This is a genomic window from Haloarcula rubripromontorii, assembly GCF_001280425.1.
Classification (GTDB): domain Archaea; phylum Halobacteriota; class Halobacteria; order Halobacteriales; family Haloarculaceae; genus Haloarcula; species Haloarcula rubripromontorii.
Genome location: NZ_LIUF01000001.1, coordinates 432,760 through 459,490 on the forward strand (window position 1 = coordinate 432,760; position 26,731 = coordinate 459,490).

Annotated in this window: 29 protein-coding genes; 12 read left to right on the top strand and 17 right to left on the bottom strand. The window is 63.3% G+C overall.

Annotated features, from left to right (window positions below):
• Positions 1-50 precede the first annotated feature (50 nt).
• A complete protein-coding gene (locus tag AMS69_RS02220) occupies positions 51-749 on the top strand; it encodes a helix-turn-helix domain-containing protein (RefSeq protein ID WP_053966466.1) in 699 nt (232 codons plus the stop codon).
• Positions 750-802: 53 nt separating this feature from the next.
• On the opposite strand, the gene AMS69_RS02225 is transcribed toward AMS69_RS02220, so the two are convergent.
• Entirely contained in the window at positions 803-1,621 is an 819-nt protein-coding gene (locus tag AMS69_RS02225) for a MinD/ParA family ATP-binding protein (RefSeq protein WP_053966467.1), read from the bottom strand.
• 321 nt (positions 1,622-1,942) lie between these two features.
• On the opposite strand from AMS69_RS02225, the gene prf1 reads away from it, so the two are divergent.
• Positions 1,943-3,199: a peptide chain release factor aRF-1 gene (gene prf1, locus AMS69_RS02230; RefSeq protein WP_053966468.1), complete on the top strand. Its 1,257-nt coding sequence runs from the start codon at positions 1,943-1,945 to the stop codon at positions 3,197-3,199.
• Between the two features lie 108 nt (positions 3,200-3,307).
• On the opposite strand, the gene AMS69_RS02235 is transcribed toward prf1, so the two are convergent.
• From AMS69_RS02235 to ahaH, 11 genes are all read right to left on the bottom strand, one after another.
• Positions 3,308-3,700, bottom strand: coding sequence for a DUF6276 family protein (locus AMS69_RS02235; RefSeq protein WP_053966469.1), 393 nt, complete (start codon positions 3,698-3,700; stop codon positions 3,308-3,310).
• A gap of 55 nt (positions 3,701-3,755) precedes the next feature.
• A complete protein-coding gene (locus AMS69_RS02240) occupies positions 3,756-4,448 on the bottom strand; it encodes a V-type ATP synthase subunit D (protein WP_053966470.1) in 693 nt (230 codons plus the stop codon).
• Between the two features lie 108 nt (positions 4,449-4,556).
• Positions 4,557-5,309, bottom strand: a complete 753-nt coding sequence (cop3, locus tag AMS69_RS02245) for a cruxrhodopsin Cop3 (RefSeq protein ID WP_077067746.1) — start codon at positions 5,307-5,309, stop codon at positions 4,557-4,559.
• A gap of 94 nt (positions 5,310-5,403) precedes the next feature.
• Positions 5,404-6,816 carry an ATP synthase subunit B gene (locus AMS69_RS02250; protein WP_007189221.1) on the bottom strand — a complete coding sequence of 471 codons (1,413 nt, stop codon included), beginning with the start codon at positions 6,814-6,816 and terminating at the stop codon, positions 5,404-5,406.
• 2 nt (positions 6,817-6,818) lie between these two features.
• Entirely contained in the window at positions 6,819-8,579 is a 1,761-nt protein-coding gene (locus AMS69_RS02255; protein WP_053966472.1) for an ATP synthase subunit A, read from the bottom strand.
• A 2-nt stretch (positions 8,580-8,581) separates the two neighbouring features.
• The gene (locus AMS69_RS02260; RefSeq protein WP_053966473.1) at positions 8,582-8,905 is read right to left on the bottom strand and encodes a V-type ATP synthase subunit F; all 324 of its coding nucleotides are present in this window, start codon (positions 8,903-8,905) and stop codon (positions 8,582-8,584) included.
• The gene (locus AMS69_RS02265; RefSeq protein ID WP_053966474.1) at positions 8,902-9,975 is read right to left on the bottom strand and encodes a V-type ATP synthase subunit C; all 1,074 of its coding nucleotides are present in this window, start codon (positions 9,973-9,975) and stop codon (positions 8,902-8,904) included. The genes AMS69_RS02260 and AMS69_RS02265 overlap by 4 nt, the downstream gene beginning before the upstream one ends.
• On the bottom strand, positions 9,972-10,556 hold the full coding sequence (locus tag AMS69_RS02270) for a V-type ATP synthase subunit E (RefSeq protein WP_053966475.1): 585 nt from the start codon (positions 10,554-10,556) through the stop codon (positions 9,972-9,974). Before AMS69_RS02270 ends, AMS69_RS02265 begins: the two co-directional genes overlap by 4 nt.
• A 19-nt stretch (positions 10,557-10,575) precedes the next feature.
• Positions 10,576-10,842, bottom strand: coding sequence for an ATP synthase subunit K (locus AMS69_RS02275; RefSeq protein ID WP_053966476.1), 267 nt, complete (start codon positions 10,840-10,842; stop codon positions 10,576-10,578).
• 217 nt (positions 10,843-11,059) lie between these two features.
• Positions 11,060-13,324 (bottom strand): V-type ATP synthase subunit I, encoded by a 2,265-nt coding sequence (locus AMS69_RS02280; protein ID WP_053966477.1) that lies wholly within the window; start codon positions 13,322-13,324, stop codon positions 11,060-11,062.
• Positions 13,311-13,643 carry an ATP synthase archaeal subunit H gene (gene ahaH / locus AMS69_RS02285; RefSeq protein WP_053966478.1) on the bottom strand — a complete coding sequence of 111 codons (333 nt, stop codon included), beginning with the start codon at positions 13,641-13,643 and terminating at the stop codon, positions 13,311-13,313. The genes AMS69_RS02280 and ahaH overlap by 14 nt, the downstream gene beginning before the upstream one ends.
• A 115-nt stretch (positions 13,644-13,758) precedes the next feature.
• Between ahaH and AMS69_RS02290 the strand changes: the two genes are divergently transcribed.
• Positions 13,759-14,379 (top strand): methyltransferase domain-containing protein, encoded by a 621-nt coding sequence (locus AMS69_RS02290; protein ID WP_053966479.1) that lies wholly within the window; start codon positions 13,759-13,761, stop codon positions 14,377-14,379.
• Positions 14,380-14,405: 26 nt separating this feature from the next.
• Here the strand turns inward: AMS69_RS02290 and AMS69_RS02295 are convergent, their stop codons facing one another.
• Positions 14,406-15,638 carry a DUF7096 domain-containing protein gene (locus tag AMS69_RS02295; protein WP_053966480.1) on the bottom strand — a complete coding sequence of 411 codons (1,233 nt, stop codon included), beginning with the start codon at positions 15,636-15,638 and terminating at the stop codon, positions 14,406-14,408.
• Positions 15,639-15,792: 154 nt separating this feature from the next.
• Here AMS69_RS02295 and AMS69_RS02300 point away from each other — a divergent pair, with 154 nt between their 5' ends.
• From AMS69_RS02300 to AMS69_RS02330, 7 genes are all read left to right on the top strand, one after another.
• On the top strand, positions 15,793-16,890 hold the full coding sequence (locus AMS69_RS02300) for a helix-turn-helix transcriptional regulator (protein WP_053966481.1): 1,098 nt from the start codon (positions 15,793-15,795) through the stop codon (positions 16,888-16,890).
• Positions 16,891-16,974: 84 nt separating this feature from the next.
• Entirely contained in the window at positions 16,975-17,766 is a 792-nt protein-coding gene (locus AMS69_RS02305; RefSeq protein ID WP_053966482.1) for an electron transfer flavoprotein subunit beta/FixA family protein, read from the top strand.
• A complete protein-coding gene (locus AMS69_RS02310; RefSeq protein ID WP_053966483.1) occupies positions 17,766-18,716 on the top strand; it encodes an electron transfer flavoprotein subunit alpha/FixB family protein in 951 nt (316 codons plus the stop codon). Before AMS69_RS02305 ends, AMS69_RS02310 begins: the two co-directional genes overlap by 1 nt.
• Positions 18,717-18,777: 61 nt before the next feature.
• Positions 18,778-19,620: a polyprenyl synthetase family protein gene (locus AMS69_RS02315; protein WP_053966484.1), complete on the top strand. Its 843-nt coding sequence runs from the start codon at positions 18,778-18,780 to the stop codon at positions 19,618-19,620.
• A 45-nt stretch (positions 19,621-19,665) separates the two neighbouring features.
• A complete protein-coding gene (locus AMS69_RS02320; RefSeq protein ID WP_053966485.1) occupies positions 19,666-20,229 on the top strand; it encodes an AAA family ATPase in 564 nt (187 codons plus the stop codon).
• Positions 20,226-20,648: an RNA-binding domain-containing protein gene (locus AMS69_RS02325; protein ID WP_053966486.1), complete on the top strand. Its 423-nt coding sequence runs from the start codon at positions 20,226-20,228 to the stop codon at positions 20,646-20,648. Before AMS69_RS02320 ends, AMS69_RS02325 begins: the two co-directional genes overlap by 4 nt.
• Positions 20,645-21,268, top strand: a complete 624-nt coding sequence (locus AMS69_RS02330) for an HAD family hydrolase (protein WP_053966487.1) — start codon at positions 20,645-20,647, stop codon at positions 21,266-21,268. Before AMS69_RS02325 ends, AMS69_RS02330 begins: the two co-directional genes overlap by 4 nt.
• A gap of 47 nt (positions 21,269-21,315) precedes the next feature.
• Here AMS69_RS02330 and AMS69_RS02335 read toward each other — a convergent pair whose 3' ends face one another.
• From AMS69_RS02335 to AMS69_RS02345, 3 genes are all read right to left on the bottom strand, one after another.
• Entirely contained in the window at positions 21,316-21,660 is a 345-nt protein-coding gene (locus AMS69_RS02335; protein ID WP_053966488.1) for a hypothetical protein, read from the bottom strand.
• Positions 21,661-21,752: 92 nt separating this feature from the next.
• Entirely contained in the window at positions 21,753-22,808 is a 1,056-nt protein-coding gene (locus tag AMS69_RS02340; RefSeq protein ID WP_053966489.1) for a molybdopterin-dependent oxidoreductase, read from the bottom strand.
• A 51-nt stretch (positions 22,809-22,859) separates the two neighbouring features.
• On the bottom strand, positions 22,860-23,822 hold the full coding sequence (locus tag AMS69_RS02345) for a lamin tail domain-containing protein (RefSeq protein WP_053967013.1): 963 nt from the start codon (positions 23,820-23,822) through the stop codon (positions 22,860-22,862).
• 87 nt (positions 23,823-23,909) lie between these two features.
• Here AMS69_RS02345 and AMS69_RS02350 point away from each other — a divergent pair, with 87 nt between their 5' ends.
• Both AMS69_RS02350 and AMS69_RS02355 read left to right on the top strand, forming a co-directional pair.
• Positions 23,910-24,803, top strand: a complete 894-nt coding sequence (locus AMS69_RS02350; protein WP_053966490.1) for a CBS domain-containing protein — start codon at positions 23,910-23,912, stop codon at positions 24,801-24,803.
• A 90-nt stretch (positions 24,804-24,893) separates the two neighbouring features.
• Complete coding sequence (locus tag AMS69_RS02355) at positions 24,894-25,628, top strand: GNAT family N-acetyltransferase (protein ID WP_053966491.1); 735 nt, start codon at positions 24,894-24,896, stop codon at positions 25,626-25,628.
• A gap of 21 nt (positions 25,629-25,649) precedes the next feature.
• On the opposite strand, the gene AMS69_RS02360 is transcribed toward AMS69_RS02355, so the two are convergent.
• Entirely contained in the window at positions 25,650-26,696 is a 1,047-nt protein-coding gene (locus AMS69_RS02360; protein WP_053966492.1) for a nucleoside recognition protein, read from the bottom strand.
• Positions 26,697-26,731: the final 35 nt, after the last annotated feature.

Genomic DNA, 26,731 nt, shown 5'->3' on the forward strand with positions numbered 1-26,731 from the left:
AGACGCACTGTTCCGACAGGCGCTTCAGCGTCGGCCTAGAGGGAGTTCCTATGGGACTCGTTGCAGAGTTTCAGATATACTGCGATGCGTTGCCGCTCGTGTCGGTCGCGAACGCGGTCCCCGACGCGTCGATTGTCTGCTCCCTTCAGTACAACCACGGCCGTCGTCCACTGTTTCTTGCCACGGTGACGGGTAGCTCCGAGCAAGCTGTCGAGCGGGCACTCACCGACGCCTACGACGTGCAGGAGTGGACGCGAATCGGGACGGCAGGCGACACCAGACGGTATCAGGCAGTGCCGGCGCTGAGTTTCGAGGAGCAACTCGGCGGCCAGATTGACGACTTGAGCGGACTCGAAGCACTGGCCACGGCAGACGCAATCATTGAACGGATAACCGTGACCGCGGACGGGTGGGAGCAAATGGGTTGGTTCGCTGACCGGGCGGCGTTCACGGAGTTTTCATCCTTCTGGCAACGGAACGCGGACTTCGGACTAGAGCGACTGACCCGGGATGCGGAGCCGAAGCCGCCCGGTAACGGGCTCACTGACCGACAACTGGAGGCGCTACGGACGGCGTACGAAATGGGGTATTTCGAAATCCCGCGACGTGCATCACTAGACGCCGTGGCGAAGGAACTGGACATCTCTGCATCATCGCTCTCTGAGCGACTGCGCCGAGCACAGACACAGCTCATCCAGGAAACGGTCGCAACGCTGTGGCCGCCGCTTCCGGAAGCCGAAAAGCAGTGAAACGCGGTCTGGACAGCGGGCTACGACCGGAACAGCAAGCAGGTGCAGACCCGTCAATTAAACAGGCCAAACACGCCGCCCGAGTCCTCGTCGTCGTCGACATCTGAGCGGTCGTCGGTGTCGTCAAGGAACCACTCGTCGTCGAGTATCGTCTCGATATCCCCCTCGGGGCTCTCGCCACGGAAGAACACACCCTCAAGCGCCTCGGTCAGCCGCTGGTAGGCGTCTGCAGCCGTGCTCTCGGGGGCGTTGAGCACGAGCGGTTCCTCGGTCGTCGCTTGCGGGTCGTCCGGGATGACCGCGAGCAGCGGGAACTCCATCTGCTCGGCGATGGACGCGACATCGGTGTGGCGGGTCGCACGGTTGATGATAGCGCCGAGGACGGTCCCGTCGATCCGGTTCGCTAGCTGGGCCGTTTTGACCGTATCACCCACCGCAACGTCGTCAGGGGTCGTGACGAGGACGATTCCATCGGCCAGTCCGAGCGGCACGGCGACTTCGTGGCTCAGTCCGGCCCCCGTGTCGATCAGCACCACATCGTAGGCATTTCGCAGCGTCTTGATGACTTTCCGCAGCTTTGCGGGGTCAGCGTCCGCGAACGCTTCGAGCGACTGTTCACCCGGGATCACCGTGAGCCCACCCGGTGCATCGGTCAGGGCCTCACTCACGGCCGCCTCGCCGGCCAGGATCTCGTGGAGGCTCTTGTCGGGCTCCACGGAGAGCATCGAGCCGAGGTTCGCCATCCCCAGATCCGCGTCGACGACAGCCACATCGTAGTCCATCTCCTGAAGGACGGCTCCGAGATTTACCGCGGTCGTCGTCTTTCCGACGCCGCCCTTGCCGCCCGCAATCGTACACACGTACCCCGCCATAGTCTGATTGCTTGGGTACAATGCAGGCAGTCATATAAATGCGACTGTCAATTGTCGAACCGCTCCGGGAGACCCGCCCAGACTAGTCAGTTCCACGGCCACGCAGGTCGTCCCGCCTCGCTCACCGAAGGCCACGCTTTGCACGCCTTCGCTCCCTTCCTCCGCGGCTCCTGTTGGTCGCCGTTCCCATTCGAGACCCCTCGCTTCGGTCGGGCTCTCGCTGCTCACGGGTCGTTCCGCCCCGCTACGTATCTGAGGACCGCACTTCGCGCGCCCCTCGCTGTCAACAGGTTCTTACGCCACCTCGGCCAACAGAGAGTAATGAGCGAGCAGCAGGAACAGGAGCAATCTGACAAGCAGAAATACGAGTTCCGGAAGGTCATAGAGGAACTCAAGGGGTACCAGGGTTCGGGCACCCAGCTGGTCTCTATCTACGTCCCCGAGGACAAGCAGATAAGCGACGTCGTCGCCCACGTCACCCAAGAGCACTCCGAGGCCTCGAACATCAAGTCGAAGGACACCCGCACTGCGGTCCAAGACGCACTGACCTCGATCAAAGACCGGCTTCGATACTACGACAACACGCCGCCGGAGAACGGCCTAGTGCTGTTCTCGGGCGCGTTCGACACCGGCGGCGGCCGGACCGACATGGTGACCAAGGCCCTCGAATCCCCGCCGGACCCTATCGAGTCGTTCCGCTATCACTGTGACTCGGAGTTTCTCACCGAGCCACTGGAACACATGCTGGCAGACAAAGGGCTGTTCGGCCTCATCGTACTCGACCGGCGCGAGGCCAACGTGGGCTGGCTGAAGGGCAAACGCGTCGAGCCCGTCAAGTCCGCCTCCTCGCTGGTGCCCGGTAAGCAGCGGAAAGGTGGCCAGTCCGCTCAGCGTTTCGCCCGCCTCCGGTTGGAAGCCATCGACAACTTCTATCAGGAGGTCGCAGGGATGGCCAACGACCTGTTCGTCGCCGACCGCCACGAGCTGGACGGCATCCTCGTCGGCGGCCCCTCACCGACGAAAGACGAATTCCTCGACGGCGACTACCTCCACCACGAGCTACAGGACATGGTGCTGGGGAAGTTCGACGTGGCCTACACCGACGAGTCGGGCCTGTACGACCTCGTGGACGCAGCCGACGAGGTGCTGGCCGAGCACGAGATGCTCCGGGACAAGGAGCTCATGGAGGACTTCTTCAAGCAGCTCCACAACGGTGACAAGGCCACCTACGGCTTCGACCAGACCCGCCAGAACCTCAACATGGGCGCGGTCGAACAGCTGCTCATCTCCGAGGACCTCCGGAAAGACGTGGTCGCCTACACCTGCGAGAACGGCCACGACGAATACGACCTCATCAACAGCAACGCCGGGACTGACGACCACGAGTGCTCCCGCTGTGGGGCCACCGTCGACGCCGAGGACGGCGAGCGCGAAGACGCCATCGACCACCTGATGGAACTGGCCGACCAACGGGGCACGGAGACGGTGTTCATCTCCACTGACTTCGAAAAAGGCGAACAGCTGCTGACCGCTTTCGGCGGCGTCGCTGGTCTGCTGCGCTACTCGACAGGCGTCTAACGAGCCAGTCGTTCTCCTGTTTCTGGGGCGTCTTCGACGAGGGGTGTCAACACCACCGAGACACTCGTGTTACTGCCGTCTACCCCACCTCGAAAACAGTCAGCCGACTCACAGCAACTGTTCGAGTTGCCGACGGCGATTGCCGAGGTCGACGTGGGCCGCCTCGCCATAGCTAGCGTCAAGCCGATCCAGTACCAGCAGCGGGTCGACACCCTCGCGCTCGATTCGCTCTAGCAGCGCGGTGATTTCTTCGCGGTGCATCGCAAGCGAGTCAAGCAATCCGACGAGCAACACCACCGGGATCGCTGCACCATCGGCAGTGGGGATTGCGCTGTCGAGCCGTGTGAGGTCGGGCACATCAGCGGGCGGCTCCGTCTCCGGGTGCAGTGCCAGACAGGTCCGGCAGACGCTGGCCCCCGGTGCGTCTCCGGGGAGATATTGCTGGAGGTCAGACGGAATCGGAATCGAAACGAGGTCGCCACCGCAGTCGGGACAGGACATACGCAACCACGGACGGGAAAGAGCAAAAACGATACCGGTCAGGACGGTCCCCTGTTCAGTCGTCAGCAGTGACCGCTTCGGGCTCTTCTTCGGCTTCCTCCGCGGCAGCGAGTTCGTCCTCCTCTTCTTCCTTCTTGGCTTTGATCTTCTTCATGCGGAAGATCTCCTCGCGCTCCTGCTCTTCGAGCTTCTGCTCGATGTACTCCTGGTTGTCGTAGAGGTCGGGCAGGAGTTTGAATTCGAGAGCGTTGACACGGCGCTTCGTCGTCTCGATCTCTTCGAGCATCTTCTTCATCGCCGTCTCGACCTCGGCGGCGAGAATGATGTTTTCGAGCAGTTCCTCGTAGGCCTCGGCGGCCTCGTCGATGCGGGCCGAGGTCCCCATGACGCCGTATCCGCGCTCGTCCAGTGACTTTCGAACCTTGCTGGACTCGATCTGTGGAACGACGACGCCCATGATGTTCTTGGACTGGGTCGTCAGTTCGGGGTGTTCTTTCAGCGCTGCAGCGGCCCCACGGACAGCCACGTCACCCTCCATCGCCCGGGCCATATTGATCGCGCGCTGGGCCCGCTCGTAGGAATCGTCAAGGTCTTCACGGACGTCCTGCGCTTGGTCCAGAATGTCCATGAACTCCATGATGAGGCCGTCACGCTTCTTCTCCAGCGTGTCGTGCCCACGCTCGGACAGCTCGATGCGGTCCTCGATCTGCATCAGATTCTTGCGCGTGGGTTTGACGTCCTTAGCCATTACGGGCCTCTTTTCGACGTAGGCAGTTAACGGTTTCCAGTTATTTCGGTCCGAGCGCTGCCGCTTCCGGACTGACACCGAAAAAACGAGGTCGACGAACGACAGCGGTTAGTCGTCTGCAGGCGTTGCGCCAGTTCCGGTCGTCTCGGCCGCGCCGTCGAGCACGCCGTGGCTCCGGAGCAGGATGATACCGAAGCCGACCTTCGCGACGAGGTCGATGACCATGAAGCCGGCTGTCTCGATCCCGATACCGACGAGGCCGATTCCCTCGGTACCAACGAGCCACCAGACCGGATAGACCAGCCAGACGACGGTGACGAGGTTGCGCAACGTCTTGAACGTGCTACGCGTATCGCTTGGCAGGTCTGCGACCCGGCCGGACAGCGAACTGAACAGGAAGTACAGCAGGACCAGCAGGAAGGCGGTACTGATGCCCCACCAGACCAGCCGTTCCGCGCCGGCAGACAGCACGCCGCTTCCTGCGCTCAGCGTCGCGACCAGACCGGTCCCGATCATCAGCACGTCGAGGCTGACGAGGGAGCTGATAGTGTTCCGATCCGCCCCTGCAAGGAGCCCGAGGTCATACAACAGCAGTGGCGTCGTGAACAACCAGTCGCTGTATCGGGCCCAATAGATGGGGCGTTGCTCTCCGGCAATCTCGACGATCGTCAGGCCGAATCCAAGCGCCATCGCGAGGTAATTCACGAACGCGATTGCCGTGATAAGTATTGTCGCGATGTAGAACTTTTGACGCCGGCTGTCGGTTTCACCCCAGCCGCGCGCGATGAAGTAGAGCATGCCGAGGAACATGCCCGCTGTACCTAACCACAACCATATTCCTTCGCTCCCTGGTGCTGGCATAGTGCATTCTAGTATACGGGGTCATTCCTCAACAGTCGCGTACCCAAAATATATGGTATAGATCGGGGATGGCCGGAAAAAGTAAGCCGTCGCGTCAGGCTTCGACGGTTTCGGCGGTCTCGTCCTCGCGGTAGTGCTCTTCGATGAGGTCCTCGTCGATGCGGTTCAGCGCATCCTTCGGGAGCATCGAGAGCAGGTCCCAGCCGAGTTCGAGCGTCTCGTCGATGCTGCGGGCCGTGTCAGTCCCCTGATCGACGAACTCCTCTTCGAAGCGGTCGGCGAAGTCCAGATACTTGTTGTCCAGTTCCGACAGCGCCTCGCGACCGACGATGTTCACGAGGTCGCGCAGGTCTTCACCTTCCGCGTAGGCAGCGAAGATCTGGTCTTTCACGTCGGCGTGGTCGGCGCGGGTCAGCCCCTCACCGATACCGTCGTCCATCAGCCGCGACAGGCTGGGCAGGACGTTGATCGGCGGCTGGATACCCTGGCTGTTGAGGTCGCGGTCGATGTAGATCTGCCCCTCAGTAATGTATCCGGTCAGGTCCGGGATCGGGTGCGTGTCGTCGTCGCCGGGCATCGTCAGAATCGGGAGCTGGGTCACGGAGCCCTCGCGGCCCTCGATACGACCGGCACGCTCGTAGAGCTGGGCCAGGTCGGTGTACATGTATCCGGGGTAGCCACGGCGGCCCGGGACCTCCTCACGCGCGGCACCGATTTCACGCAGCGCCTCGCAGTAGTTGGTCATGTCCGTCAGGATGACCAGAACGTGATAGTCCTTCTCGAAGGCGAGGTATTCGGCGGTGGTCAGCGCCAGCCGCGGCGTAATCGTCCGCTCGACGGCCGGGTCGTCTGCGAGGTTCATGAAGACGACGGAGCGTTCCAGCGCACCGGTGCGCTCGAAGTCGTCCATGAACTCGTTTGCCTCCTCGGCCGTGATACCCATCGCGCCGAAGATGACGGCGAACTCCGAACCCTCGTCGTCTTCGCCGTCCTCCTCTTCCGGCACCGTCGCCTGTCGCGCGATCTGGAGCGCCAGATCGTTGTGTGGCAGGCCGGAGGCGGAGAAGATCGGCAGTTTCTGGCCGCGGACGAGCGTGTTCATGCCGTCGATGGCCGAAACGCCAGTCTGGATGAACTCCTCGGGATACTCCCGAGAGAACGGATTGATTGCCTCACCCACGATGTCGCGGCGTTCGTCGGGGACGATTTCCGGGCCGCCGTCGATCGGCTGGCCGGTCCCGTCCATGACCCGCCCGAGGAGGTCCTCGGTGACGGGCATCTTCATCGTCTCGCCGAGGAAGCGAACGGAGGCATCGCGGTCGATACCTTCGGTGCCCTCGAACACCTGAATGGCGACGTAGTCGCTCGCGGATTCGAGCACCTGACCACGGCGGGTCTCGCCGTCGCTGAGCTCGATTTCGACGATGTCGTCGTAGCCGACCGGTTCGTCGGTCTCGACGAACACCAGCGGTCCGCTGATCTCCGTGATTGTCTGATACTCTTTCATTGTTAGTACAGCTCCCGCAGTTGAGACTCGATGTCGTCTTCGAGGTCGTCGATGTACTCGTTGTAGTCTTCCTGCACACCGATACGGTTGAGCCGCGGCGCGGCGTCGATGTCGGTGATCTCCTCGACGGGAACACCGGCATCCAGCGCCTCGAAGGCCGCATCGTTGTACGTCTTGGCGGCGTCCATGATGCGGTAGGTCTTCTCGGGCTCACAGAAGGTGTCGACGTCGTGGAAGGCGTTCTGCTGGAGCCACGCCTCGCGCAGGTAGCGGGCGATTTCCAGCGTCAGCTGCTGGTCTTCCGGCAGCGCGTCCTTCCCGACAAGCTGGACAATCTCTTGCAGTTCCGCCTCCTCATCCAGCGTGTCGATGGCCCACTGGCGCGTCTCCGGCCAGTCGTCCCGGACGTTCTCCTCGAACCACGGGTCCAGCTGGTCGCGATACAGCGAATAGGACTCGTTCCAGTTGATAGACGGGAAGTGCCGGCGTTCGGCCAGATCCGCGTCCAGCGCCCAGAACGTCTTGACGATACGCAGCGTGTTCTGGGTGACCGGCTCCGAGAAGTCCCCGCCGGGCGGCGAGACGGCCCCGATAACCGAGACGGACCCTTCGGTGCCGTTGATGTTCTCGAAGTATCCGGCTCGTTCGTAGAACTCGCTCAGGCGAGCGGAGAGGTACGCGGGGTACCCCTCTTCGCCCGGCATCTCCTCAAGTCGCGAGGAGATTTCGCGCATGGCCTCGGCCCACCGAGAGGTGGAGTCGGCCATCAGCGCCACGTCATAGCCCATGTCACGGAAGTACTCCGCGATGGTGATCCCCGTGTACACGCAGGATTCGCGGGCCGCGACGGGCATGTTCGACGTATTGGCGATGAGGCAGGTCCGGTCCATCAGCGCGTTGCCAGTGGTCGGGTCCTCAAGCTCCGGGAAGTCCTCGATCACTTCAGTCATCTCGTTGCCACGCTCGCCACAGCCGACGTAGACGACGATGTCCGCGTCGGCCCACTTGGCGAGCTGGTGCTGCGTGACCGTCTTCCCGGACCCGAACGGACCGGGAATGGCGGCTGTTCCGCCCTTCGCAATCGGGAACAGGCCGTCGAGCACGCGCTGGCCGGAGATGAGCGGTTCCGTCGGGGTTTCCTTCTCGACGGTCGGTCGCTGCTGGCGCACCGGCCACTCCTGGTGCATCTGGATTTCCTCGCCGCTGTCCAGTTCGACGACCGTCTCTTCGACGTTGAAGTTGCCCGATTCGATGGCGACGACCTCGCCACCCTCAGAGTCGGGCGGGACCATCACTTTGTGATCGATACTGGGCGTCTCGGGGACGGTACCGACGATATCGCCGGCTTCGACCTCGTCGCCTTCCTCGACTTCTGGGGTGAACTCCCAGGTCTTCTCCAGGTCAATACCCGGCGCGTCGACACCGCGGTCGAGGAACGCCGACCCCATCTTCTCTTCGAGCACGTCGAGCGGGCGCTGGACACCATCGTAGATGGCGTCGAGCATGCCCGGCCCGAGGTCCACGGAGAGGGGCGAGCCCGTCCCTTCGACGGGTTCGCCGGGGGAGACGCCGGAGGTCTCCTCGTACACCTGAATCGTGGTGATGTTTCCTTCGATCTCGATGACCTCGCCCATCAGCCCTTCCGAGCCGACGTAAACGACGTCGTTCATCCGGGCGTCGAGGTCCCGAGCCGTTACGACCGGTCCCGAGACGCTTTCGATAATGCCGTCCTCGCGGACGTCTGTGTCTGTTGCTTGACTCATGGTTAGTCTTCGTCCATCAGGTCGATACCGATGGCTCGCTTGATCTGTTCACGCAGTCCGCCGCTGCCTGTGCCGCCGCCGAGCGTGACCATCACCGGCTCGACACTCGTCTCCGCGTCCTGCCTGACACCGCGTGAGAGGTGCGACAGGTCGTCGTCGTGCATCACGACGATGCCGACGTCGTCGTCGTTGAGCATCTCCTCGACGGCCTCGTCGAGTTGCTCGTCTTTCTCGTCGGCAGGCACGTCCGCGAACTTGCGGACGCCAGCTAGCCGAAAGCCCGTCGTGAACTCCGGGCTGCCGATGACAGCAATCTCCTGGCTCATAGTATCACCAGCTCCTGTTCGACTTCGTCGGGGCCGAGGCCGGCCTCACGACCGCGAGCGATGGCCCGGATGTTGTCGACCTCGCGTTCCTTGGCGAGGACGTAGGATAACACCGGACAGACCGACAGCGGATAGCGGTTCGAGAGCCGGTCGGCGTATTCGAGCAGCGCCGCATCCAGTGCCCGCTCGAAGTCGATGAGGTTGTCGGCCTCCTCAAGCGCCGACAGCGCCTGGTTGAGGTCCTCGCCGTACTTGCTCTCGCGGACAGCACTGACCAGCTGGTCGAGGTTCGTCGACAGCTGTGCGACCTCTTGGGCGTCGAACAGCTGGCCGCCCTCGATGAAGTACTCCGAGGGGTCGATGTCGGCACCGCTGTGGGCCAGCCGGAGCGCGTTCCGGAGGTTCCGGAAGTCGACCTCGGTTTCGAGGAACTCGACGTACAGCCCGGTCGGGCTGTCGACCTCGGGGTTATCCGGCAGCCCCGACAGCAGCGTTTCGTAGAACGCGCGGTCGAGCGCGTTCTCCAGTGGCACGAGGACGCCGCTTTCCTCGTACACATCGAACGCTTCGGCCAGCGTGTCACCGAAGATAGTGTCGTCGAGCTGCTCGACAACCTCCTCGATAGAGCCGGCGTTCAGCAGGTCCTCAACGCGCCGGTCGGTGAACTCGCCGGCCCGGATGAGGTCGTCCTCGACCTCGGTTCGCTCTGCATCCGAGTAGAGCCCGCGGATGACGGTCTTGACGTTCCACACGTCGAACTTCCGCAGGTAGCGGGCGATGTAGTCGTACAGCGCCCCCTCGGACCAGCGAAGCAGGTCGTCGAAGTGTTTCGCGAGGTTGCGGTTCAGCGCGTACTCGACGAGGTCGACGCCGTCGTACCGGGAGCCGAGCGCGTTCATCTCGGTCTCGTACTCTGTTTCCTCCATGAAGCGGGCGATCTCGCCCGTCCCCATGCGGACCAGCTTCCGGTAGTCGTCATCGTCGAACAGCGCCGCGCTACGGGCACGAACCCGTGCGATGACGTACTCGTAGTTGCTTCCCTGGCCGCTCGTTCCCGTTCGCGAACTCATTGGTCTTCGAACAGGCGGTTGCTGATTGCTTTCAGATTGTCCTCCCAGACGTCCTCCAGGATGGAATCGAACGTGTTGTTCACACGGACTCGTGACTCGCTGCTCTCGACGACGACGCCGCCGAGACAGTCGCGCTCGCCGGCGTAGGTCGCGTCGTCGTAGTCATCGAGTACGTCCTCGAGAAGCGACTGGTCAGACGCACGGCCGTACACCGACAGCTCGTCGCTGTCGTCGAACTCCTCGACGGCGGCGTCAAGCAGTGCGCGTGTCAGTTCCTCCCGTCTGTCCCCTTCGAGGGCCGCGAGCGCGTCCTCGACGTCGCCGTGAACGTCTTCGAGGATGTCACGCCGGGCGTTGAGTCGGGCCTGTTTGGCCTCGAGCTTCGCGGAGGAGAGCCGCTGCTCTCGCTCCTGCTCGATGGTCCGCTCGACCTCTGCCTCGCGTTCCTCTCGGATCTGCTCGGCGTCGGCCTCGGCGTCAGCAATAATCTCCTCGGCACGTTCGTCGGCCTCGTCGCTAATCTCCTGAGCACGCGCGCGGGCCTCGTCGCGGATGTCCTCTACGACTGTTTGAAGGCTCATTATTGGAAAAGAGGCTGAGTTAGTTGGGGACCACGAAGACGACGACAAGCGCAAGAATGACGAGCGTTTCCGGCAGGACTGTCAGGATAAGCCCACGACCGAACATACTCTCGTCTTCTGCGATAGCGCCGACAGCAGCGGCCCCGATCCCACGTTCAGCGTATCCAGAACCGAGTGCAGCGAGACCAACTGCGAGTGCTGCAGCAGCTTTGTTCGGGATAGCTGGGGCGACGTTTCCACCTTCTTGCAGTACGACATTGACGAGAAGTGCGATAGTTTCTATCATGGATGTGTAGTCTCTGGAATTGCTCGTGTCCGAACAAGCGTATGTGAATCCACGGAGTTCATAAAGCTTCCCAAAACGGTTCGTCAGCGTGCCGTTCGGACGGTTTAGCGCCTCAGATCGGGGCGGGTGTGATGCCGTCTCAGCCCCATCTATTAGTCCTCTGAAAGGAGCCGGCAGCAAACAACCGAAATCTGTCCGACAAAGCGGAGTTGCGCAATCAGTCTTCAGTCGTGTAGTTCCGCTCGTAGCCGAACGGATTGTAGCGCTTGCCGCCGCCCTCGAAGAACTTGCCGAAGAACTCGACGTACTCGAGGCGCACACCTTGCAGCCCAGCACTGGTGATTCCCAGTACCAGCACAAGCAGGTGGCCAAGAACGAGAATAAGGACACCGACCAGTGCGGCAGCAATGCCGGAGTGGACGAGGCCGCCGAACATGACTTCTGTGACCTCATGACCGTGGTAGGTACCCTGTTCGAGATAGTAGGACGGCGAGTGGCTGACACCGAAGTGCCACTCGGCCTCACTTCCGTGGCCGGTTACGTAGACACCGAAGAACAGCAGGTTAACCACGAAGGCCATCCCCGCCTTCGCCAGCAGCACTGCGGCCAACCGCGTGTACGACAGCACGTTCACAAGGACGTTGAGGAACTCGACAACCTCGATAGGGTCGGCAAGCGCAAGCAGGACGAGCCCGAGCAAGAAGAGGACCAGCCACGCCGAAAATGGTGCGCCGAGCCCCGGAATTGTGAACAGGTTGAGCGCCGGCATGCCCGCAAATCCGAGAGGGAGTGGATGACCGGCGAAAACGCCTTCCGAGCCATAGAGGAAGTCGGGTGCAGCACCGTTTGCGCCGGAGAATACCCACGCCCAGAGGCCAAACAGCATCAGGAGCCAGGATCCACTCTCGGTGGTCGCATCCCAGAGGCCGTGGTTCAGGTTTTCGACGAAGTCGAATATCCATCCCACTGCGAGGTGGGCCATCCCGGCGAGGAGGCTCACAGTGAGCCATGCGGTCGCATATTCACCGTAGTGAGGCTGGAGCCCCTTATGAATCGGGGCGCCTTCGAAACCAAGCGCCGGCCACACGACGTTCGAAATCGTGTGCAGCCCAAAGATTTCGCCGTACAGCACGCCAAACAGCGCGGTGAACCCGCCGGCCCACATACCGACGCCACCGAGGCTCTTCAGCACGGCGCTGTCGACTTTCGAGTACAGCCCGTATCCGAGTGCAAGGTACAGGAGCCCGTAGCCAAGGTCACCGATCATGAACCCGAAGAAGGCCGGGAACGTCAGGAAGAAGGCGACCGTTGGGTCGAACTCGCCGTACTTCGGCCGGTTGACGACCTCGACGAGGTCCTCGAAGGGTCGCACGCCGCTCGGGTTGTCCTGAATGACCGGTGGGTCGTCGCTGCCCATCGTGATGACGCCGCCGTCAGCGACGGTTTCCTGCGGTTGGCGCTCGCTTTCGGGCTCGGGGGCATCGACGGAACTGCCGACCGGTTCGCCGCCGTTGCCGCCTTCGCGTTGGACTTCTTCGTGGGACTCCGCGTGCCCTTCGCTATCGTACTCGGCGATTTCGATCCTGTCGATGTCGACAGCGTCGCCGACAGTACTCGAGAGGGCCCGCTGGAACTCCTCGTAGCGTTCGTTCGGAATCCAACCTTCGGCGATGAAGGCGTTTTCCGTCGTCGCGAAAGTGAGCGGCGCTTCGCCCTTCTGGGCCTCGATAGCCAGTTTCTCCTCGGCCGCGAGCAGGAATCCAGCGTGGTCGAGGCGGAGTTCATCGAGTTCGTCCTCGACAGTCGAGAGCTTCGATTCGAGCTGCTGTTTCTCGTGTTCCAGCTCTTCGAGATATGACGTTGGGTCGCCGTCGCCCTCTGGGACTTCGAGCCGGGAGAACGTCGCCCCGACCAGTGCGTCCTGCAGGGCGTCTTCGTCGGCCTGTGCGAACACGGCGACGACGCCGTCCTCGGTGAACAGCTCGAACGTCTCGATGTCGCTAGCTGCAAGGACAGTCTCGATCTCGTCGCTGTCGCCCTCGCCGACGACGACTGATAGCGAGTCGTAGCCACGGAGCAGGTCGAGATCGATGCCGAGCGTGACGAACGGGGCCATCGTGTTGATCCGGTCTTCGACGGCCCGGAGCTCATCACGGACGTCGTCGCGCCGGTCGTCGAGTTCGTTGACTGCCGTCCGAACCTCGTCGAGTTGCTCCTCGATTGCCTCGTCAGTGACAACTCGGGTCGGACCGGCGTCTTCCTCGCTGACGTCCAAGATTGACTGGAGCGAGCGAACCGTGACGAGCTTATCGGAGACCTCGTTGGTTCCGTCGATCGAGTTCCCGGGTTCGAATCCGTCCCAGGAGCCGTCATACTCGGTGACGTGGAGCATATCGAGGTCGTGGACGGCCTCGATAGTCTGCTCCATCGTGCGTTTCGACCCCGTCACCGAGACGCGGCACATCTTCTCAGGTCTGAGCATGCACCGCCTCCTCGAACAGGTCTGTGACGTATTCGACTACCTCGTCGATCTGTTCACTGGCCTGCTGTTCGAGGTCGTCGCGAGCGTTCTCACCTTCTTCGATGATCTGCTCGCGCTCGGCCTCGATCTCTTCGCGAGCCGCTTCAAGACGGTCCTCTGCGGCCGCGTCGGCCTCTTCCCGCGCCGATTCGCGGATCTCCTCGGCCTCCTCGCGAGCCTCCGCGATGCGATCTTCGCGGTCTTGTTCGGCCTCTTCGACGATCTCGTCGGCCTCCTGCTCGGCCTCCTGTATCCTGTCAAGAACTTCTGGCCGTGGCATTCTCTAATCATGTGAGCGTTGCCAGAGCGGCTATTTGGTAGTTGCGAAGTTTCTCCGTGTGAGACACCGGCCAAAATCCGGGGAATTATGACCGCCAAGTCCTAAGCTGGCAGTAATGGGAGTCCTCGAGAACAAGGCCCGCGCGCGGACGTTCTACAAGTATCTCTCGAAGGTGTACGACCAGATCAACCCCTTCATCTGGGACGAACGGATGCGCGACGAGGCGATCGCAATGCTCGACCTTGCGCCCGACGATAGAGTCCTCGATGTCGGCTGTGGCACCGGCTTCGCCACCGAGGGACTGCTCGAACACGTCGATACGGTGTACGGGCTCGACCAGAGCCCCCACCAGCTCTCGAAAGCCTTCGAGAAGTTCGGCAAGTTCGGTGACGTACGCTACCACCTCGGTGACGCCGAACGACTCCCGTTCAAGGATAACAGCTTCGACGCGGTGTGGTCCTCAGGGTCCATCGAGTACTGGCCCAACCCCGTCGACGCGCTCGCTGAGTGTCGCCGACTGACCAAACCCGGCGGCAAGGTTCTCATCGTCGGTCCCGACTACCCGAACTCGACAGTCTTCCAGAAGATGGCCGATGCCATCATGCTGTTTTACGATGAGGAGGAGGCCGACCGGATGTTCACTGAGGCCGGGTTCGCGGAGTTCGAACATCACATTCAGCAGTCCCGACCGGGCAGCCCGCGCGCGATTACGACAATCGCAGAAGTCCCCGAATAATCGCGAATTTCGACCTTCTCGCGCCGTTACGCCGACCCACTAACAGGCACTCGAACCTGTTCGCCGTCCTGTGTGGTGGCGGTAACCGTGTACTCCCCACGAGGCTCGACCGTCCAGAGAGTGCCGTCCGTCCCGGTCGTGCCGATCCGCTTACCGTTTATGCTGACGGTCGCATCGGTCGGAGAGCCCGTGCTATTATCAGTGGCTGTGATGAGCAGCGGACCGGACTCGAAGGACTGCTGGACTCGAACCCGAACGGACTGGTTCACGCCTGCCGCCACTTCCGACCGGTCGACCGTCGTGAGTTCGAGGGTCTGAGTCTCGTAGAAGACATTCGTCGTCCCGCCGTCGAGATAGGCAGTCAGTTGTCCGTTGGAGTGATCAGCCTGAATCTGGTAGATGGCACTCCGACCGTATGTCTGGACGGACGGGTACTGCTCACTGTAGAGCCACGGATAGAGGGTCTCTGCCCGCGTGTTAACCGCACCGAGAGAGTCGTTGGTCTGTGCGAACTGGTCAACTGCCGTCTGTTCGCGGTCCTGTCCGAGATACGTCTCACGCGTGTACTGGCCGTCCGCGACTGTAGACAACATATATCCCTCCGAGGATGCCTCAACGTACACCGCGTTTGGCTCGACCGTCCCGGCGGTTTCGTGGCTGATACGCTGACTTATCGGGCCGCGGTACGTCTTGAGGACGCCTCTGCTGTTTTCTAGACGGAAGCGCTGAGCCGGTGAGAGCGAGTAGTCCGGTGCGGTGCCGGCGGTGGCCCGGATACGGTCGAGTCGGGTGGCCAGCTGACGGGACTCAGCGTCGATCAGTGCACGCTGTCGGAGGAACTCTGTAGCGGTTATCACGCCGCTTGCGTATTGCTGGATTGCGGCCTGATTCCGTCGTTCGAGACTCGTGCGCTGGCTTTCGATATCGGTCAGCGTCTCGTCGACGAGACGGTCGCGAGCGGCCTCGCTGTCCTGCTGGAAGAACTGTCGTTCGAACGTCGTCGTTGCGTAATCGCTTCGGAGGTCACTGGACCCGGCTGCAACCGCGACGCCAACATCGATTGAGGACCGGTTGTACGTCGTTGACCTGACATCACTGGCTGGGATCGCGAGATGGTTCGTCGTGTTGTCGACGGCCGTGATCTGTGGTAACTGGTCGCTGCCGTCAGCGGTCTGGGCTGGCGAGGCGGCCCCAGTCACCGGGGCAGCCACGGAAACAACCATGAGGAGGATCACACCGACTGCGGGGAGGGGACGCATCAGCGATGAATACTCACCCGCCGTACAAAAATCTCCCCATTCTCCATATCTCAATAATCGTCTGAGAGGACACGAGACCTTTCAAAGCGCCCGCTGACGTTTTATTCTCGGATGGAAAGGGTTTTGCCCCCAGAACGTTCATCGATGAACGAGAATGACCCCGCGGGTTTCAGGTGCCCTCCTCCTCCTTGTCCTGCTTGCCCTGTTGGCGACCCCGCCGCTTGCGACAGCGGCGACAGCGGATACTGTCTCCGCACAACAGACGACCGGGACGCCGGCACCGGTCGCGGAGAACACGACGTTTGCCCTCCAGATACAATCGAACGGCGACGCCAAGTGGACGATAACAGACACTTACGCGCTCGATGAAAGCGAGACTGAGTCGTTCAGAGATACCGGTGAGCAGTTCGCTAGCGACGACGGCGAGGCAGTGTGGCTACCAGCGTTCCGGGAGGCAAAAGGCGAGGCCAGTACGGCCACCGGCCGTGAGATGGAGATCACTGACGTCGACCGTCGGTACGAGGTGTCAGACCGCAGAGGGCAACTGATCCTCGAGTTTACTTGGACAAACTTCGCGGTTGTCACCAGCGAGAACATCGTCGTCGGTGACGCGTTCAATTCAACGGACGGCACGTGGTTCGGGACGCTGACTGCAGACCAGCGACTCGTTATCTCGCCGCCGGCTGGGTACGGGGTAGAGAGCGCTCCGAGCGCCGTCGACGACGGAAAGCTGGTTTTCGAGGGGCGACGGACGTTCGAGCCGGGATACCTGTCCGTCGTGTACACTGGCGAACAACCGACGACCGAGACGCCGACGGGAACCCCAGAGTCGATCTTCAGTGGCATCGGCTCGGCCTGGATCGGCGGCGTCGTGCTGATGTTGCTGCTCGTTGGTGCCGTCGGGTACATGTTCAAAACGGGATACACTGACGGGCTGCCAGCAATCGCAGCCGGGACCGACGACGACGGAGACGACAGTACCGGGACGGCAGCCACGACGAGCGACACCACGGCCTCGGATGATGTCGATGTCGAACTGCTGAGCGACGAGGAACGCGTCGAACGGCTCCTCGAAGAGAACGGCGGTCGGATGAAACAGGCGCGCATCGTCTCCGAGACCGGGTGGTCGAACGCAAAGGTGTCCCAGTTGCTCTCATCAATGGACGACGAAGGACGGATCGACAAGCTCCGGATCGGTCGGGAGAACCTCATTTCGTTCCCGGACGAGGATATCACCGACTTCGACGAGTGAGCCGGGAGACTGCCCGAGCGTAAACAAGCCGGGCGTGGTTTCTGGTTCGGAAACGTTTATTCGCTGTCCGATCGGACTGCCGATATGAAAATTCTTGTCACGGTGAAGGAGGTGGCAGCCGTCGACGACGAGTTCGAGATCGACGGACTCGCTATCGACGACCGATACGTCACAGCTGACCTCAACGAGTGGGACGAGTACGCTGTCGAAGAGGCCGTCCAGATAAAGGAGGCCCACGACGATGTCGAGGTCGTCACTGTCACCATCGGCCCGTCTGAAACCGACGAGACGATCCGACAGGCACTGGCGAAAGGGGCCGACCGCGCGATCCGTGTCTGGGACGACGCACTCGAGGACGCCGGCCTGCTGGACCCCGAGACGAAGGCCGAAGTGCTGGCCGCTGTCGCCGCCGAAGAAGACCCCGATCTGGTGTTGACCGGCGTTCAGTCCGCCGACGACGGATTCGGGGCGACCGGTGTCACGCTGGCCGATAAACTCGGCATGGAATGGGGCGCTGTCGTCAACGACCTCGACCTCGATCTGGAGGGCGGTGTTGCAAGCGTTCACCGGGAGCTGGAAGGCGGCGTCGAGGAACTCACCGACATCGAAATCCCCGCCGTACTGACGATACAGACCGGGATCAACGACCCACGCTACGCGAGCCTTCGGGGTATCCGGCAGGCTCAGAGCAAGGAACTCGCGGAGTACGGCCTGTCAGATGTCGGACTTGACGCGTCTGAGATCGAGAGTCCGCTGGAACAGACCTCGCTGTACGAGCCGGAAACCGAGGGCGAGGCGACGGTGTTCGAAGGGAGTCCCGAGGAGACAGCGGCCGAGTTGGCTGAACTGCTTGCGGAGAAGGGGGTGACCAGCTAATGTCGGTCCTCGCTATCGCCGAACACCGGCGCGGGGAACTCCGACCGGTGAGCATAGAACAGCTAGCAGCCGGTCGCGATCTCGCCGACGAACTCGGTGGCGAGCTACACACCGCCGTCATCGGCGGTGATGTCGAGGCGTTTGGAGCGGATCTGAACCGTGAGGGCGTTGATACTGTCCACACCGTCGACATCGGTGAGGAGTTCAACCACGACGTGTACACGCAGGTCGTCACCCAGCTGGCCACGGAGCTGGATCCGACTGTCCTCCTGATGCCGAACAGCGTCAACGGCCTCGATTACGCGCCGGCAGTCGCCAACCGACTGGACCGACCGCTCGTGACCGACGTGGTCGACATCGACGCTGAAGACGGCCTCACTGCGACCAGAGAGCTATACGGCTCGAAAACCGAGACGACAATCGACGTGCACGCCGAGCAGGCGGCCGTGACCATCCGCCCGGCCGAGTGGCCGACAATCGAAACGGACGGTGACGCCGCAATCGAGGCATTCGACGCGACAGTCGATGAGAGTGCCGTCAAGTCCACCGTGAAGGGCTTTGAAGAGGTCGGCGGCGGCGACATCGACATTACTGACGCCGACGTGCTGGTGTCCGTCGGCCGCGGGATTGAGGAAGAGGAGAACCTGGATATTATCCACGACCTCGCCGAGGCACTGGACGCGACGGTGTCGGGTTCGCGGCCGCTCATCGACAACGGTTGGCTGGAGAAAGACCGTCAGGTCGGTCAGAGCGGGAAAGTCGTTACCCCGGACGTGTACATCGCCATCGGCATTTCCGGGGCCGTCCAGCACGTCGCCGGGATGAAGGGGTCGGATACGATTGTCGCCATCAACACCGACCCGAACGCGCCGATCTTCGACATTGCCGACTACGGCATTCAGGACGATCTGTTCGAGGTCGTCCCAGCACTCACCGAACAGTTCCAGTAGCCGCGAGGCACCGAGTCGCGGGTGACAAGGTACTTTTTATGGTAGTCCTAAGAGGGCGGTAATGGAGTATCTCGAGCGCCGGCGGGACCGGGTTGAGGAGCGCCTAGAGGCGGTTCTCGACAGTGTGGAGCCGGACGAACTCGCGGATGAAGTGCGTCACGTGGCGCTTTCCGGCGGAAAGCGGGTGCGGCCGACGGTGACAGTGCTGGTGTGTGAGGCGCTGGGTGGAGAGCCAGCCGATGCCGTCGATTTCGCGGTCGGCATCGAACTCGTCCACAACGCCTCGCTGGTCATCGACGACATTATCGACGAGTCAGAGCTTCGACGGGGTTCTCCGGCCGCTTGGGAGGCTTTCGGCCACGGCCCGGCAATCATCGCTTCCGACGGCCTGCTCGGCGAAGCGTTCAATCTCTTTTCGACAGACGAACGCGCCATGCAGACCGTCTCCGAGTCGATGGTCGAACTCGGCGAGGGCGAGGCCATGGAGCTAGTCGCAGAACCCACCAACGAGAAAGAGTACATGGAGTTGGCCCGTCGAAAGACCGGGGCGCTGTTCCGCGCTGCGGCTGAGCTGGGAGCAATCGCGGCTGACTCGGACCCGTACACGGTCGAAGCGGTCGGCCAGTACGCCGAACGGGTCGGCGTGGCCTTCCAGATGCGTGACGACGTGCTTGATGCGACTGCCGACGCCGAAACGCTGGGCAAGCCGGCCGGGACCGACGCGGAGATGGAACGACCGTCGCTGGTGGAAGTGACGGAGCTGACGACAGAGGAGGCAAACGAGCGGGCGCGGGCCGAATCCGACGCCGCCCTGGAGTCGCTATCGACCATCGACGCCCCGGAGTCCCAGTCGATGGAGTACCTGCGGGACCTCGCGGAGTTCGTCGTCGTCCGCGAACGGTGAGGCAGAACGGGAGGGCTTTTGCCCGCTGCTCGATTACGCCCGGCAATGACAGTTATCGGTATCGTCGGGCTGCCGGGCAGCGGGAAAAGCGAGGCAGCGAACGTCGCCGCCGAGATGGACGTGCCGGTCGTGACGATGGGCGACGTCATCCGCGAGGAATGCCGTGACCGCGGGCTTGACCCCGCATCGGACCACGGGACAGTCGCGAAGGCGCTCCGGGAAGAGAACGGCCCGGCCGCCATCGCCGAGCGCTCGCTCCCGATGATCGAGGGGGAACTCGAATCGAACGACACCGTCCTCGTCGACGGCATCCGATCAGACGTGGAGGTCGAGGCGTTCGAATCGGCCTTTGGCGACGCGTTCTTGCTCGTCGAGATAGACGCCCCCTTCGAACTGCGAGCGGACCGGCTTGACATTCGTGGCCGGGACGCCTCGGCCGACGACGGCGGCGAATCGCTGGAGGACCGCGACGCTCGCGAACTCGGCTTCGGGATGGGCGAGGCCATGGACATGGCCGACCTGACTATCGAGAACACGGAGACGCTGGCCGCATTCCAGCGGACCGTTCGCACACTGATACGGGACGGGCCGGAGGCACTCGACCAATGAGCGCCGTCTACGCCGTCGACGTCCGCATCGAAGCGCCCGTCAACGACACCGAGGTAACCGACCGGGTCGCAGACGCGGTTCGGAACCTCTTCCCGGAGGCCGACCCGTCCCACCAGCAGGGCGCGCTCGTCGCGGAGGTGCACACGATGGACGGGTTCTCCGAGCTACTCCACCGGCGGGAAATCCTCGATACGGCCCGGTCAGTCTTCTTCGACAATCTGGAGGGGGACACCTTCGCGTTCGACGTGAAGAAGCAAGCGGCGTTCGAAGGACGCATAAACTTCGCAGTCGGTGACCCCTCGGAACTGGGCGACATCCACGTGAACGTGACCGTCAATGAACCGTCGGCCGAGGAGTATATCGACTACGTCGCGCCGCCGACAGAAGACGGCCAGCCGGTCTACGACGAAGACACATGACGACAACCATCTGTTTCGACCTCGACGACACGGTCGTCCACTATCCGGAGCCCTACGAGAACGTCATCCAGAGGACCGTCGAAGCCCATGGTATCGAGTACACCGACGAGCTTCGAGCCGTTAGCAAAGAGGTGTTTTACACGGCCTTCGAGGCGCTGGAGCCGGACCCGTACCGCCAGTCGATGGCTGCCGTCGCCGAGGCGGCCGGGGCAGATGTCGACCTCAATGCGCTGGTCGAGACGCTCAAGCAGACCGAGTTCGCGTCAACGACCGTCCCCGACACAGCCCGGGACAGCCTGACCGCACTTGCCGCCGACAATCAGCTCGCGATTGTCACCAACGGTATCCGGGAGCGACAGGTCGCCAAGCTCGACCACCACGGACTGACCGACCTGTTCGACCTTGTTGTCGCCTCCTACGAGGTCGGCGCACACAAGCCCGACAGCGCGCCGTTCGACCGGGTCCGGGAGGAGCTACCGGCTGACGAGTACGTGATGGTCGGCAACGAGTACGAAACCGATGTCGAGGGTGCACGTAACGCGGGCTTCGTCCCGATTCACTACGAGTCGGGCGATGACGGCGGGCCGGACCTCTGGGATTCTATCGACGCGCTGGTGTAGCGCACGGCGCCACCGGGACGGAACAGCGTGCTGGAAGCAGCTGACAATCAGGTCAGTACAGCGGTAAGGATGACGCCGGTGTTCCACGCCGTTACCGCGACACCGAGTAGCGCCAGCCCGAGCGGGACGCCGATTGAGTACGGCCGAGAAACGTACTTCCAGATGGCGAAAAAGCCCACGAACACGGCGGCTTTCAGGGCCGTCAACACCAGCACTGCATGCTGTGCAAGCAGTAGCTTGACAACGGGGCTGAGTTCCGTCACCCCGGTGATGCTGTAGCCGACGAGCGTCGTGACGAGGTCGCCGACGCCGAAGAAGGCGACGGCGACCGCCCACAGGGCAACGGCAGTGTTCGAGGGACCAGTGAGTCGGGCGGGGTGTCGCCAGTTCATACCACCCGGTACCGCTACACAGTACTTCGTTAGTAGTAGCTTCAATGACAGCTACAGCGGTAAGCTCTCTTTTCGAGGGGGCTGTCGGTCGTTCAGAACCCGCTCACGAATATCGCGAGCCACTCCCCGAGTTCGCGGCGCTTGCTGACCCGAACCGACTCGACCCACTTCACCCACTGGAACCCACGGCGGCCGGGCGCAACGAGTCGGAGGGGGTAGCCGTGCCCGTGGGCCAGGCGCTCGCCGTCGACGTGCGTGGCCAACACGGCGTCACGAGCCTCCGACAGCGGGAGGCTCCACCGGTAGCCAGTGACAGAGCGGAACTGGACCCATCCCGCCGCGTCGTCGGCGTCGGCGGCGTCAAGCAGGTCACCGACGCGAACGCCCTGCCACTCGTGACCGGAGTACCAGCCGCTCGTGCAGTCAAGCACCGCCGATTCGGTCGCGTCCGGCGAGAGGTCGTCGGCGGCGTAGCTGGTCTCGCTGTCGACCCGGCCACCGACCGACAGCGACCAGTCGGCCGCGTCGACCGGGTCCGGATCGTCGGCGACCCAGCTCGTGACGGGGAAGCGGTTGCCGTCGCCGGTCCCGTCCTCCCGCGAACCGGTGTAGCGGCGGTCCGCGCCGGCCGTGTCAAGTGCATCGTTAACTGGCCCCTGGAGTCGCCAGATCAGCGCCCCCGCGGTTACCAACCCAGCGTACCGGAGGACGTCACGGCGGCCGCTACGAGTGGCCTCTGCTGGAGAGTAAAACCGGGTCCGGAGATGCATCAGCAACAGCGGCGGGACCAGCAGGCCGAGCGCGATGTGGAGGTGAAACAGCCCCCACGGTCCGAGGTCGAGCGTGCCGCCGAATATCCACCAGACGCCGGTACCGAGCGCCCCCAACGTGACCGCCGCCAGACCGACCGAGAGGACACGGGCCGCAGTGAGCCGCGACGGCGCGACACGGTGGGCGACACGGTGGAGCTTCACCGGCAACAGGAGCACCAGGACCACGCCGGAGAGCGCGTGGAGGTCGATTATCCACGCGCTGCTGGGAACCCCTGCGTAGATGGTGGCGATGCCGGTGGTAAGCAGCGTCGCCACCGCCGCGAACAGCCCCCAGTCGACCGCCCGTGGCGTCGGCGTCACCCGGCGGAGCGTCATGGTATCGGTTAGCACTGGAGCGGCTTATACTGCCGTGACAGCGCAGCGGCGTCAGTACGACTGCCGGAGGACCGTCTCACCGCTGGCGTTTCGGACACTAACGGTGTCGGCGTCGTTGTTCCAGACTGCGCCGTTCCGGCCCCAGTACCGCTCGGTCCCAGTGTCGGTGCCGCGACCAGTGTAGAGGGTGACCGAGCCGTTCGGGACGAGAGTCAGGCTCGCAAACGTGTACCGGTGCCCCACAGCATCGCTGACCGTCCATCCGGAGAGATCGAGCGGTTCGTCGCCAGTGTTGGTGAGCGTGAGGTACTCGTCGTTCAGGTTCTCGTTGTCGTTGCCGGCCGCGTCGGAGTGAATTTCGGCGATCGCGAGTCCGCCGGGACTCTCAGTGATAGTTCCACCGTCGGCGATAGCCGTGCGAGTCACCGCGCTCGGGTTCGTACAGCGCCAGAGCCCGCGCCGGTCGGAGCGGGCGTCGTCCTCAGCCGTGTAAAACCGCTCGGCTCGCGTGAATTCGCTGTCGTAGACCCGCGCGTGGCCAGTCTCGACGAGTCGGTAATTGAACAGCGCTTCGTCGTGAACAACGTAGGCCAGTAGCCTATCGTAGTAGCCGCGCCGGTCCAGGTTCGGGTCGAACGCGAGCCCGACCGTCTCGCCCAGCAGGTGCTGTTTGGCGAACGACGACGCGTCCGTGCCGGCCCCGCGGAGGCAGGACACACCGGCGTCCGTCTCGGGAACACCCTCGAACTCTGCGGGGTCGGTCTCGGTGTGGACTTCGGGGGTGTCGACGCCGACGAGTCGGATCGTGTCGCCAGTCCCGTTCTCGTAGGCAATCTGTATCGTATCGCCGTCGACGACGGCCGTGACGGTAACGGTGACAGTTGCGTGTGGCACATCGACTGCTGACTGGCCGTCAACAGCGGTCCCCGTCGGCTGCGACGACGAGCCGGCGAAGCCGCTACAGCCGGCAGCCACCACGAGAACAACGACGAAACCGAACACGGGCCAGCGCATCGGATAGACCTTGTCGGCCGGCGGCACAAGTGTGGCGGTGCCGCTGGGCGGACTGTTATACGTCTGCCATGTCTGGGTCCCGGTACAATGCTCGTCCCGCTGCCAGTCAGGGAAATCATGCGGACACCGGTCGAGACCATCGGCCCCGACGCCCCCGTCATCGAGGCCGCGAAGCGCCTCCGCGACAAGGACATCGGCTCGCTCGTCGTCGAGTCCGACGGTGACTGTGTCGGCATCATCACGGAGAGCGACATCGTCGCCGTCACCGCGGCCGAGGGGGACACCAGGGCGCTGTCGGTCGGCGACGTGATGGCCGAGACGCTGGTGACGGTCGGTCCCGACGTGGACATCGAAACGGCCGTCGACCGGCTCCGGACGAACAACGTCAAGAAACTGCCCGTCATCGAGGAGGGCGAACTTGTCGGGATTGTCACAACGACCGATATCTCGGACTACATCCCGCATCTCGCGCGGGCGGGGGGAGCGACCGGCGAGCCGTCACAGCGAGAGCGGTTCACCCGGCCGGACACGCTGTACGAGGACGAGGACTGGACCTTCGAGAGCTACGGGACTGTCGACGGTATCGACGTAGGTGACCACGTCCAGTTCAGCAAGACGATAACGCAGGGCGACGTGGAGGCCTTCGCCGAGGCGAGCGGCGACACGAACAGGCTCCACCTCGACGCGGGGTTCGCGGCGGGGACCCGGTTCGGCCGCCGAATCGTTCACGGAACACTCGTCTCCGGCCTCATCAGCGCCGCCCTAGCCCGGCTCCCCGGGCTGACCATCTACCTCTCGCAAGAGCTGAGCTATCAGGGACCCGTCGACATCGACGAGGAGGTCACGGCCCGCTGTGAGGTCGTCGAGCGCATTCAGGACAACCGGTTCCGACTGGCCACGGCCGTCGACGACTCAGAGGGGAACTGCGTCATCGAGGGCGATGCCGTCGTTATCTCCGACCCGATTCCGGATACGGCCTGAGTGGCGTGCCCTCCGGCGGCGCTCGCGCGGCCACATTGGTTCGTGTTACCGAATAACAATTGTTAATAATCTGCTAGTATATAGGCCGATATGGACGCTGTTGAACGGCCGACTTTCGAGACAAGCGCGGCGATGGAGGTGTATCAGTACGTCGAGCGACACGGGACGGCGGCGCGACACCGGGTCCGCGAGGCGGTGGACCTGTCGCCGGAGAGCTTCGAAGAGACCCTGACACACCTCCTGTCGAAGGGGTACATCGAGGACGACGGCGGGACCCTGACGCTGGCGCTCGATGTCGGCTCCGTCGAGCAACACACCACGAACGGGCTGACTTACACGATTCGGCCGGCCCGCAACGATGACTTCGAGGGACTCGTCCAGACGATTCGGAACGTCTCCAGCGACGGCACCTACGTCGTCGCCGAGAGCGTCGCCGAACAGTTACTCTACGAGGACGCTGTCACGCGGCACAACACGGTCGAATCGAGAGTGTTCTTCGTCGCCACAGTAGACGGCGAGGTCATCGGCTGGTGTCACCTCGACATCCCGCAACTGGACAAGCTCCGCGAGACGGCCCAGCTCACCGTCGGCGTCAGGGAGGAACAGCGGGGGCAGGGCATCGGCAGCCAGCTCATGGACCGCGGGCTGGACTGGGCGCGGGCCAACGGCTACCGGAAGCTGTACAACAGCGTGCCGGCGATAACGGAGAACGCGATGGTGTTCCTCGAAGAGCACGGCTGGCACACCGAGGGAATCCGGCGGAACCACTACACCGTCGACGGCGAGCAAGTCGACGAAGTGATGATGGCCTACACGTTTGACTGACGCCGGGCCGTCGGCTCCGTACTACAGGAGTACGACCAGCGCCAGCGCGATCCAGACGATTTTCAGCCCCGTGTTGACGACGATGACCTTCGAGCCGAACTCCCGGCCCCAGATGCCGTACTGGAACGGAATCGAGCGCTTGAACGTCGAGACGGCAAAGGAGATGATGCCGCCGACGAGCATCGTCGCCACGGCGGTCCGTGCGGTGAACGTCCCGTTCCGGATGAGCGGGGCGATGACCGTCGCTCCCGAGGTGGTATCGAGCGCGTAGGCGGCGATGACGGGGATGGCCGCCCCGGGCAGGCCGAGCAGGCCGGCGAACCCGTCGGCGGCGGCAGTCACGGACGCGCCATCGCTGCCGGCCAGCGCTAGTAGTTCATCACCGTAGGCCACGAGCAGGGAGACGACGGCGTAGATGGCCGCTAGCCGCGGCAGGATGTCCCGGACTTTCTCGGCCGTCGCGTCGAAGGCCGTCCTGACGGCCGCCCGGCGGGTGGCCGGGCGCTCGTCGAACACGTCCCCGGGGTCGTCGGCCGTCCCGCCGTCGGGGGCCGGGCCCGCGCCGGCGGCCGAACGGCCCACGTTGGCCGGATCCAGCAGGACCGCGCCCGCGGCGATGCCGGTCAGCGTAATCGCCAGCGCGATGAGCCCGCGGGTGGTGACGTACAGCACGCCGACTCTGAACCCCAAGATGGGGATGAGTATCGGCGCGTAGAACGTGATGATGTGCTGGGCGAAGCCGAAGAAGGTGTTGATGGTGACGGCGACGAGCGTCGCGCGGTCGGACAGCGCGCCGGACTCCCGGAAGTCGGCCAGCATGCCGTAGCCGGCGGTCGTCGAGGCCGTCGTCGTCAGGATGGCGGTCCCGACCTCGTCGGGGAGGTTCGCTGGCGACGTGAGATAGCGGGAGACGACGGCGATTTTCTCGACGAGGCCGAACGCCACGGCCAGTTCCGCGAGGAACACCCCCAGCGAGAGGAAGACGGTGATGCGCAGGACGCGGACGGCGACCTCACCGAGAACCGAGACGGCCGGGTGTCCGAGGACAGCGGCGACAAGCGACTGCACGGTTCGACGTAGCGGCCTGTCCTGCAAAGGCCCAT